10 protein-coding genes are annotated in these 9544 nt (G+C 57.7%); 3 read left to right on the forward strand and 7 right to left on the reverse strand.

Annotation, left to right across the window (positions count from 1 at the left end; genetic code table 11):
• The 7 genes from pheT to V7665_RS12080 form a co-directional block, all read right to left on the reverse strand.
• A partial coding sequence (gene pheT / locus V7665_RS12050; RefSeq protein ID WP_335664784.1) for a phenylalanine--tRNA ligase subunit beta occupies positions 1 to 1439 on the reverse strand: 1439 nt, incomplete at its 3' end.
• Positions 1436 to 2551, reverse strand: coding sequence for a phenylalanine--tRNA ligase subunit alpha (pheS, locus tag V7665_RS12055; protein WP_335664785.1), 1116 nt, complete (start codon positions 2549 to 2551; stop codon positions 1436 to 1438). The genes pheS and pheT, both read right to left, overlap by 4 nt.
• A gap of 109 nt (positions 2552 to 2660) precedes the next feature.
• Positions 2661 to 3023: a 50S ribosomal protein L20 gene (gene rplT, locus V7665_RS12060; RefSeq protein ID WP_335657287.1), complete on the reverse strand. Its 363-nt coding sequence runs from the start codon at positions 3021 to 3023 to the stop codon at positions 2661 to 2663.
• A gap of 42 nt (positions 3024 to 3065) precedes the next feature.
• Positions 3066 to 3266, reverse strand: a complete 201-nt coding sequence (rpmI, locus tag V7665_RS12065) for a 50S ribosomal protein L35 (RefSeq protein WP_335652359.1) — start codon at positions 3264 to 3266, stop codon at positions 3066 to 3068.
• A 129-nt stretch (positions 3267 to 3395) separates the two neighbouring features.
• Complete coding sequence (gene hisN / locus V7665_RS12070; RefSeq protein ID WP_335664786.1) at positions 3396 to 4175, reverse strand: histidinol-phosphatase; 780 nt, start codon at positions 4173 to 4175, stop codon at positions 3396 to 3398.
• Complete coding sequence (locus V7665_RS12075; RefSeq protein WP_335664787.1) at positions 4172 to 4579, reverse strand: hypothetical protein; 408 nt, start codon at positions 4577 to 4579, stop codon at positions 4172 to 4174. The genes hisN and V7665_RS12075 overlap by 4 nt, the downstream gene beginning before the upstream one ends.
• A 34-nt stretch (positions 4580 to 4613) precedes the next feature.
• On the reverse strand, positions 4614 to 5549 hold the full coding sequence (locus tag V7665_RS12080) for a ribose-phosphate pyrophosphokinase (RefSeq protein ID WP_335664788.1): 936 nt from the start codon (positions 5547 to 5549) through the stop codon (positions 4614 to 4616).
• A gap of 155 nt (positions 5550 to 5704) precedes the next feature.
• On the opposite strand from V7665_RS12080, the gene V7665_RS12085 reads away from it, so the two are divergent.
• The 3 genes from V7665_RS12085 to V7665_RS12095 all read left to right on the forward strand — a co-directional run bounded on the left by V7665_RS12085 (position 5705) and on the right by V7665_RS12095 (position 9509).
• A complete protein-coding gene (locus tag V7665_RS12085; protein ID WP_335664789.1) occupies positions 5705 to 7360 on the forward strand; it encodes an NAD+ synthase in 1656 nt (551 codons plus the stop codon).
• Complete coding sequence (gene gltX, locus V7665_RS12090; RefSeq protein WP_335664790.1) at positions 7357 to 8694, forward strand: glutamate--tRNA ligase; 1338 nt, start codon at positions 7357 to 7359, stop codon at positions 8692 to 8694. The genes V7665_RS12085 and gltX overlap by 4 nt, the downstream gene beginning before the upstream one ends.
• A gap of 152 nt (positions 8695 to 8846) precedes the next feature.
• The gene (locus V7665_RS12095; protein ID WP_335664791.1) at positions 8847 to 9509 is read left to right on the forward strand and encodes an energy transducer TonB; all 663 of its coding nucleotides are present in this window, start codon (positions 8847 to 8849) and stop codon (positions 9507 to 9509) included.
• Positions 9510 to 9544: the final 35 nt, after the last annotated feature.

The raw sequence follows: 9544 nt of genomic DNA on the forward strand, positions 1-9544 counted from the left end.
CCCGGCTTGCGGGGCAGCGGGGTCGAGGGGATCGTGTCGAGACCTTCGATCCGGACGATTTCCTCGACAATATCCTGCCAGCCGGAAACATCACGCCGCCAGGTCGGAACGGTGATGGTCCAGTCATCGGCAATGGCAAAGCCCAGCGCTTCGAGAATGGCCTTCTGGCGATCCGGAGCGACGTCCAGTCCGCCTAGCGCCAGACATTGAGTTGGGGCATAAGATATGCTGCGTTGCTCGGTAGGTGGCGTTCCGGCCCGAGTGACCTCGCTGGCGGTACCGCCGCACAGATCGAGCACCAGTGCCGTTGCCAAATCCAGACCGTCATCGAGAAACGCCGGATCGACACCGCGCTCGAACCGCTGGCGCGCGTCGCTGGTCAGCATCAGCTTCTGACCGGTCCTGGCAATATTTTCGGGCGTGAAATAGGCGCATTCGATCAGCACCTCGGTCGTCGCTTGGTCAGAGCCGGTGTTAGCGCCGCCCATGACGCCGCCGATATCATGCGCGCCATTGTCGTCGGCAATCACGGTCATGATTTCGTCGAGCACATATTCATTGTCGTTGAGCGCCAGAACCGTCTCGCCCGGCTTCGCCTTGCGTGCAACCAGGCCGCCAGCAAGTTTGTTGGCGTCATAGACATGCAAGGGGCGCCCATGATCGAGCATCACATAATTGGTGATATCGACCAGGGTGTTGATCGGTTTCTGACCGGCCGATTTCAGCCTGGCCTGCATCCAGGCCGGCGACGCGCCATTGCTCACACCGCTGACGGTGCAAGCGTAGAAAGCGGGGCAACCTTCGGGATCATCGGTGCGCACATCGGGGCCGTTGCCGTTGCGGGCGATGGTGGCAATGTCCAACGGTTTCAGCGTGCCGATACCGGCAGCCGCCAGATCGCGCGCAATGCCGCGCACGCCCATGCAATCCTGACGATTGGGGGTGATGGCGACATCGATGACCGGATCATCCAGCTGCGCATAATCCGCATAGCTGGTGCCAACTTCACTGGCCGCACTTTCCGGCAATTCGATGATGCCATCATGGTCATCACCCAGTTCCAGCTCGCGATAGCTGCACATCATGCCGAAGCTCTCGACTTCGCGGATTTTCGCGGGTTTCAGCGTGAAATCGCTACCCGGAATATAGGTGCCCGGAGGCCCGAACACGCCGATCATCCCGGCTTTCGCATTGGGCGCACCACAAACCACCTGCCACGGTTCCGCGGCACCATCGTCAACTTTAAGCAATTGCAACTTGTCGGCATTCGGATGCGGTCCGGCTTCGATGACCTTGGCCACACGAAAGGGTTTCAGCGCATCGGCAGGGTTTTCCACCCCTTCCAGCTCCAGACCGATATCGGTCAGCTTGTCGGTAATTTCGGTCAGGCTTGCATCGGTATCGAGATGGGCCTTGAGCCAGCTTAGGGAAAATTTCATGCGCCGACTCCTCCGCTCAATGTGGGCACATCGAGCGCATCAAAACCATAATGATCGGCCCAGCGCAAATCGCCGTCGAAGAAAGCGCGCAGATCGTCCATGCCATATTTCAGCATCGCCAGCCGGTCGATGCCGCAGCCAAAGGCGAAACCCTGCCAGACATCGGGATCGAGTCCGCAATTTCGGATGACATTGGGGTGAACCATGCCGCTGCCCAATATTTCCATCCAGCCACCATTGTCTCCGCGCGGGTCTCCGCCGATGATCCGGCGGCCTTTTTCAACCGAGAAGCCGACATCGACTTCGGCGCTGGGTTCGGTGAACGGAAAATAGCTTGGGCGCAGGCGCAATTCGATATCGTCGCGCTCGAAAAAGGCGCGGATGAAGGTCTCCAGCGTCCATTTCAGATGGCCCATGTGAATGTTCTTGTCGATCACCAGACCCTCGACCTGATGAAACATCGGCGTATGGGTGGCATCGCTGTCGCTGCGATAGGTGCGGCCGGGGGCAATGAGGTAAATCGGTTCGCCGGCCCCGTCTGTCTGTTTGGCAACATCCATCATCGTGCGGATCTGCACGGGTGATGTGTGGGTGCGCAGCAATTTCGGCATGCCGCTGTCATCGGTCTGCGGGAAATAGAATGTGTCGTGCATCGCGCGGGCAGGGTGAGTCTCGGGAATGTTGAGCGCGGTGAAATTATGCCAGTCATCCTCGATTTCCGGACCGGTAGCGACCGAGAAACCAAGGTCCGCGAATATCTCAGCCAGTTCGTCCATCACCTGGCTAACCGGATGGATGCTGCCTTTTGGAGCGGCGGGCGCAGGCAAGGTCAGATCAAGCTTTTCAGTGGCCAGCTTCGCATCCAGAACCGCGGTTTCCATCGCCTGCTTGCGGGTCGCCAGCGCATCGGCGACGGCTTGCCGTGTGCCGTTGATCTTCGGGCCCTGTTCCTGCCGCTCTTCCGGCGTCATTTGCCCCAGGGTTTTCAGCAGCAGTGAAATCTCGCCCTTCTTGCCAAGCGCAGCCAGGCGGATAGCCTCCAGCGCGTCGCCATCGGTCGCAGCGTCAATCTGCTCGAGATATTTGTCCCTGATCGCCTCGATGTCGCTCATCATTCTGTCCTGTTTTTCTCGTTGCCCGTCTAGCAAGCCTTGCTCAAAACCCAATAAAAAAGCGCCGCGAGATTGCTCTCCGGCGCTTTTTTGAATTTCTGATTATGCTTCAAGCTTTCGCTAGAGCATCCTGCGCCTGTTTGATGATGCCGCTAAACACAGCGGGTTCATTCATCGCCAGATCAGCCATGACTTTACGGTCCAGTTCAATGCCGGCCAGCTTGGTGCCATGGATGAATACGCCGTAGGTCAGGCCTTCTGCGCGAACCGCTGCGTTGATCCGCTGAATCCAGAGAGCACGGAAAGCCCGCTTTTTGACTTTGCGATCGCGATACGCATATTGACCGGCTTTTTCGACAGCCTGCCGCGCGATGCGGATGGTATTCTTGCGACGGCCATAATAGCCCTTCGCCTGTACCAATAATCTTTTATGTTTTGTACGAGTGGTCGTACCCCGTTTGACACGTGCCATATTCTATATCCTGTAAATCTGTGAAATTGGAAGCGCGAGCCGTTAAAGCCCGTATGGCGCCCATTTCTTGATTGTTTTTGCATCGGCATCGCAACATTTCTTGGTGCCGCGATTTTGACGGATATATTTGCTGTTATGGCTCATCAAACGGTGGCGTTTGCCGGCTACGCCGTGCGTTACCTTGCCGGTCGCGGTGATCTTGAAGCGTTTCTTCACACCACTTTTGGTCTTCAACTTGGGCATTTTGGTCTCCTTTAGAAGTTACCGTTACGGACACTTGTGGCAGCCCAACACTGGCCAGAGCGTCACATCGGAAGGGCGGCATTAGCTGGATTCGCTTGAAATGCAAGTTTTATTGCGTCGGAAATACAGTCAATGATGGCAAGCAAGCGCCTCCAGCACATCATCCACCCGCGCCTGATCGCCGATTGCCAGCACATGGCCGTCTGATTCGGCGTGCAGCGGTTCGCCATTCCAGTCGCACATCATGCCACCGGCACCCTCGATGATCGGGGCGAGGGCGGCAAAGTCATGCAGTTTCAGGCCTGCTTCGCAGACGACATCGACATGGCCGCTGGCGACCAGGCCGTAATTATAGCAGTCGCCGCCATAGATCATCTTGCGCGGCGCGACCTTGCTGGCCAGACCCATGAAATGCTCGGCATCATGTTCGTCGAACAGATGCGGTGAGGTGGTGGCGAGGACAGCGTCCTTGAGTTCGCGGCAGCGCACGGATTTTGCCGGCTTGCCATTGAATGTTGTCGGGCGACCGATAACCCCGATCCAGCGTTCTCTGGCAATCGGCTGGTCGATGATCCCGATCAACGGAAAACCTTCCTGCATCAGCGCGATCAGGGTACCGAAAATCGGCCGGCCAGCTATGAAGCTGGTGGTGCCGTCGATCGGGTCGAGCACCCATTGGCGCGACGCACCTTCGTTGCGGGGCCCATATTCCTCACCGATGATGCCATCATCAGGCCGTTCGACTTCTATGATGGCCCGCATCGCCGCCTCCGCCGCGCGGTCCGCCTCGGTTACCGGCGAGGAGTCTTCTTTGGTTTCCTGATCAAATTTGGCGCGGAAAAACGGGCGAATGGCCTCGCCTGCGGCTTCGGCGAGTTTTTGCGCGAGATCGATATCTTTTGGGGTCATCGCTCGTCCATCGCGGAAGGAGTTGGTCGCCAGGCCCATAGGTACAGGAGAAGACCGGTGATGATGAATAGCGCAAAGCCGGACAGCACCCAGGCATTGGCATACCAATAGTCACCCCAAGAAAATTCGCCGGACATGATCTTTTTCCAGCCATTGAAATGCTGAATCCCGGAGACAATCAGACCCAGCACCGCAAGAGACGATGCTATCCACCGGTTGAGCCAGTGCAGAGGATTGGCGAGCAGCAGCAAGCCGAGCAGTCCGATGACCGTTCTCTGGACACGGCAATAAGGACAGACATAGACCCAGTCCGCCCATTCGGTGAACCATGCGAATAGCGAGATGAAAATCGCCAATATTGCGATATGGATACGATATTTCAGCAGCAGTTCAAAACCTGGCATCGCTTTCTCCCGAAATCAAAACTTGCTGTCGTGACTAGTCCCACAGGCTGCTCACTGAGCTTTCGTCCGCGATCCGCTTGATCGCTTCGCCCAACAAGGGTGCAATCGGAAGTACGCGAATCTTGTCGGAATCGAGCGCTGATTGCGGCGCCTGAATAGTGTCGGTGATGATCAGCTTGCGTAGCTGAGAGGCGTTGACCCGTTCGACCGCTTTGCCTGACAATACGCCATGCGTAATATAGGCCACGACGTCAGTAGCACCGGCTTCTTTCAGGGCTTCCGCCGCGTTGCACAAGGTGCCGGCGCTGTCGGCAATATCGTCAATCATGATGCAGAACCGGCCTTTGACATCACCGATTATGTTCATCACTTCCGAAACGCCGGCCTGCTCGCGGCGTTTGTCGACGATCGCGAGTGGCGCGTTGTCTAGCCGCTTTGCCAATGCCCGTGCGCGAACCACGCCGCCGACATCGGGAGAGACGACCATGATATCCTTGTCGCTATGACGCTTGATGATATCTTCGCTGATCACCGGGGCGCCGAAGAGATTGTCTGTCGGGATATCGAAAAAGCCCTGAATCTGACCGGCATGAAGATCCACCGTCAACACTCGGTCAGCGCCCGCTTCGGTGATCAGATTGGCGACCAGCTTGGCCGAGATCGGCGTGCGCGGCCCCGGTTTCCGGTCCTGCCGGGCGTAGCCGAAATAGGGGATGACCGCTGTGATGCGCTTGGCCGAGGCCCGGCGCAGCGCATCGATGCTGATCAGCAATTCCATCAGATTGTCATTGGCCGGATGGCTGGTCGACTGAACGACAAATACATCCTCGCCGCGGACATTTTCGTGGATTTCTATGAAAATCTCGTCATCGGCGAAGCGCTTCACACTCGCGTCAGTGAGCGGAATATTCAGATATTGAGCGATTTCTGTAGCAAGCGGCAGATTGCTGTTGCCCGACATGAGTTTCATAATGGCGTTTCCCCGATGACGGCGGGCCGCAAGAATCGCCAGCGGCACCCCATGACATTTTCGTGACCCTGTTAGACAGATGGCCGTCAAATCTAAAGTCCGTAATTGCGTTAATTTCGATTGCTCCGCACTGTGGCCCTTTCTATCAGGGCGCAATGACGGAAAAGCTTACCATCACGATGGCGCAATTGACCCAGAGCGTTGGCGATTTGCGTGGCAATGCGGATGCGATGATCGCGGCGCGCGGCGCGCGGCCCGACAGCGATTTGATCGTGTTTCCCGAACTGCAGCTGATTGGCTATCCGCCAGAGGATCTGGTTTTAAAACCAGCGGTGTGGGAGCGCGCGGAGGCGGAACTCAACCGGCTGGCGGCGGCTACCGCCGGGCCGGGACCGGCGATGCTGGTCGGGTCGATTTTCCGCGAAGACGGCAAGCTTTACAATGGCATCGCGCTGCTGGCGGACGGACATATAAAAGAAATTCGCTACAAGGTTGAACTGCCCAATTACGGCACGTTCGACGAAAAGCGGCTGTTCACCTCCGGCCCGTTGCCGGAGCCGGTCGTATTCAAGGGCTGCAAAATTGGCCTGCCGATTTGCGAGGACGTCTGGTTCCCGACCGTCTGCGAACATCTGAAATCGCAAGGTGCGGAACTGTTCATCGCCGTGCACGGCAGCCCCTATGAAATCGAGAAAGACGACATGCGGCTGGGACAGGTCGCCACCCAGCGGGTTCGTGAAACCGGAATTCCGCTGTTGTTCCTGAACCGGGTCGGCGGACAAGACGAGATTGTGTTCGATGGCGCCAGTTTCGTGCTCAATGGCGATGCCGGGGTGATGCACCAGCTGCCCGACTGGGACGAGGCGATAGTCGACACGCACTGGTCGCGGGAAAGTGGCCAATGGACTTGCGCGCCCGGCGAAATCCATCAGCTGGATGACCATCCTGCCGATATCTATAATGCGATGATTGTTGGCCTGCGCGACTATGTGAACCGGAATCGCTTCCCCGGGGTCCTGCTGGGTCTTTCCGGGGGCATTGACAGCGCCTTGTCGGCGGCGGTGGCTGTCGACGCTTTGGGTGCCGACCGGGTCTGGAATGTGATGATGCCATCGCGCTTCACGTCGCAGGAAAGTCTGGACGATGCCGAGGGCTGTGCCAAAATGCTTGGCACCAGACTGGACACTATACCAATTGGCCCGGCGATCGAAGGTTTTGACGCGATGCTCGAGGACAGTTTTTCCGACAGCAATGTCGATATTACCGAAGAAAATATCCAGTCGCGGATTCGCGGCGTCACCTTGATGGCGCTGTCGAACAAATTTGGTCACATGCTGCTCACCACCGGCAACAAGAGCGAGATGAGTGTCGGCTATGCGACCATCTATGGCGACATGGCGGGCGGCTATTCGGTGCTCAAAGATGCCTATAAGCTGACGGTGTTCAAACTATCGGCATGGCGCAACCGCAACAAGCCGAGCCTGGGCCTTGGCCCCGACGGCCCGGTGATGCCGGAGCGGGTGATCACCAAGCCGCCGAGCGCGGAATTGCGCGAGGATCAGAAAGACAGCGACAGCCTGCCCGATTATGAGATTCTCGATCCGCTGTTGCACGGCCTGATCGAGGAAGAATTGTCGGTCAATGATCTGGTCGCGCGGGGATTCGACCGGGAAACGGTGGTGCGGATCGAGCGGCTGCTCTATATCGCCGAATATAAACGCCGGCAGGCCCCGCCGGGTGTCAAGCTTGGCACCAGAAATTTCGGCCGTGACCGGCGCTACCCTATAACCAACGCATTCAGGACCGTATGACCATAAAAACCCGCTTCGCCCCCTCGCCCACGGGCCATCTTCATGTCGGCAATATCCGGACTGCGCTGCACAACTGGATGTTCGCGAAGAAAGAGGGTGGCACATTCCTGCTGCGGCTCGATGATACCGATGCCGAGCGGTCGAAGGAGGAATATGTCGAGGCGATCCGGGCTGATCTGGCTTGGCTTGGCCTGACATCTGACGAAGAGCAGCGCCAGTCGGCGCGCTTTGACCGCTATGAGGAGCAGCTGGAAAAACTGAAGGCAACCGGCCGGGTCTATCCGGCCTATGAAACGGCGCAGGACCTAGACCTGAAGCGCAAGATTCAACTGGGTCGGGGCAAGCCGCCGATCTATGACCGCGCGGCGCTGGAACTGACACCGGAACAGATTTCTGCTTTTGAAGCAGAAGGGCGCAAACCGCACTGGCGCTTCCAGCTGGATCACGAAACGCCGATCACATGGACCGACCGGATCCGGGGAGACCAGCATTTCGATCCGGCTTTGCTATCCGATCCTGTTATCCGGCGCGAAGATGGCAGCTGGCTCTATATGTTACCTTCGGCGATTGACGATATCGATATGGGCATCACCCACGTCGTGCGCGGCGAGGATCATGTTGCCAATACTGCGGTGCAGATTCAGATGTTCCAGGCCCTTGGGGCAGAGCCGCCGGAATTTGCCCATGAAGCGCTGCTGGTCGGCACCGAAGGCAAGCTGTCGAAGCGGCTTGGTTCGCTGGGCGTCAGCAGTTTTCGCGATAAAAATATCGAGCCGCAGGCAATTGTCGCCTTGCTGGCGCGTATCGGGACCAGCGACCCGGTCGAGCCGATTGTTGATGTCGAGCCGCTGATCGCCAGTTTCGACTTTGCCCGTTTTGGCCGCGCACCGGCACGGTTTGACGATGAAGAACTGGCCCAGCTCAACCAGAAGATCGTCCATCTGCTGGACTATGTGGATGTGCAGGACCGTCTGCCGGAAGCCATGGATACCGAGGCCTGGGCAGTGATTCGGCCGAACCTGCATGACATGGGCGACGTCGACCAATGGTGGCAGGTGGTGACAGGCCCGATTTCTTCGCCTGAAATGCCGACAGAGGACCGGGAGTTTCTGGCGATCGCTCATGATAAGCTGGAAGAATTGGAAGCATCTTCTGATCTCTGGAAAGATCTGACCGGAGCGCTCAAGGAGGCGACGGGACGCAAGGGCAAGCCCTTGTTCATGCCATTGCGCCAGGCGCTGACCGGGCTGGATCATGGTCCGGATATGAACGCATTGCTGCCGCTGATCGGCCGCGACGTTGCGCTGGAAAGACTAGCAAAAGCAGCCGCTTAACCATTGTTGGAAGTTTGATATTCCGACAGTGGAGCCCCTCGTTTGCCATTTATTATGTAATAGTATATCATTACAAATGGCGCTGGGGTGAGATAGTCAAACAGGCACGGAGCCGCTCCGCCACTTCTGAGGATGGTTGAGAGGATATGATCATGAGCTATGTTTCCGTTTACGAGAACAAGACGCCCCGTTCGAAAGGCTTGATATTGACCGGCGCCGTTCACGCAGCGATTATCGCCGCCGTGATTGCGATACCCGGAATCGTGGTGCCCGAGAAATTCAAGGGGACCATCATTGCCTTTCCGGTGAAGGTTCAGCCGCCGCCGGAGCCGGTGATCGAAGACAAAAAGCCTGAAGTGAAAGCCGCGCCGCAAACGCGGCAAAGGGCGCCGGACCAGCCGGATATCGATCTGGTCCCGCTACCAGTCGTTCCCATCCATGGTTACACCGATCTCAAGCTTGGGACAGGATCAGGGGGAGCCGGCGTCGATATCCCCTTTGAAGCGATCAAAATTACGCCGGACCCGGTGATTTTCGGTGCACGCCTGAACACGCGCTATGCGGAGCAGTTCCAGCCTGCATATCCGCCGGGCCAATTGCGGCTCGAGCGGGAGGCCGAGGTCAGCGTTCGGGTGCTGGTCGGCAGTGATGGCCGGGTCAGGCAAATCGAACTGATCGATTCGCCGCATGTGGATTTCTGGTCTGCAACCCGCAAACAGGCGCTGAAAAAATGGCGTTTCACACCGGCGACCAAGGACGGCAAGCCGTTTGAAAGCTGGATCACGCTGAAAGTCCGCTTTGAAATCAACAGCTGATAGCGCCACCGGATGGCCGACCCGGTTTTTCCCGC

This window comes from Parasphingorhabdus sp. (genome assembly GCF_036964675.1).
GTDB lineage: Bacteria > Pseudomonadota > Alphaproteobacteria > Sphingomonadales > Sphingomonadaceae > Parasphingorhabdus.

Bases quoted from the DNA above. Each gene is read 5' to 3' on its own strand.
- pheS (WP_335664785.1), bottom strand. From the start codon at position 2,551: ATGAGCGACATCGAGGCGATCAGGGACAAATATCTCGAGCAGATTGAC.
- rplT (WP_335657287.1), bottom strand. From the start codon at position 3,023: ATGGCACGTGTCAAACGGGGTACGACCACTCGTACAAAACATAAAAGA.
- rpmI (WP_335652359.1), bottom strand. From the start codon at position 3,266: ATGCCCAAGTTGAAGACCAAAAGTGGTGTGAAGAAACGCTTCAAGATC.
- hisN (WP_335664786.1), bottom strand. From the start codon at position 4,175: ATGACCCCAAAAGATATCGATCTCGCGCAAAAACTCGCCGAAGCCGCA.
- V7665_RS12075 (WP_335664787.1), bottom strand. From the start codon at position 4,579: ATGCCAGGTTTTGAACTGCTGCTGAAATATCGTATCCATATCGCAATA.
- V7665_RS12080 (WP_335664788.1), bottom strand. From the start codon at position 5,549: ATGAAACTCATGTCGGGCAACAGCAATCTGCCGCTTGCTACAGAAATC.
- V7665_RS12085 (WP_335664789.1), top strand. From the start codon at position 5,705: ATGACGGAAAAGCTTACCATCACGATGGCGCAATTGACCCAGAGCGTT.
- gltX (WP_335664790.1), top strand. From the start codon at position 7,357: ATGACCATAAAAACCCGCTTCGCCCCCTCGCCCACGGGCCATCTTCAT.
- V7665_RS12095 (WP_335664791.1), top strand. From the start codon at position 8,847: ATGAGCTATGTTTCCGTTTACGAGAACAAGACGCCCCGTTCGAAAGGC.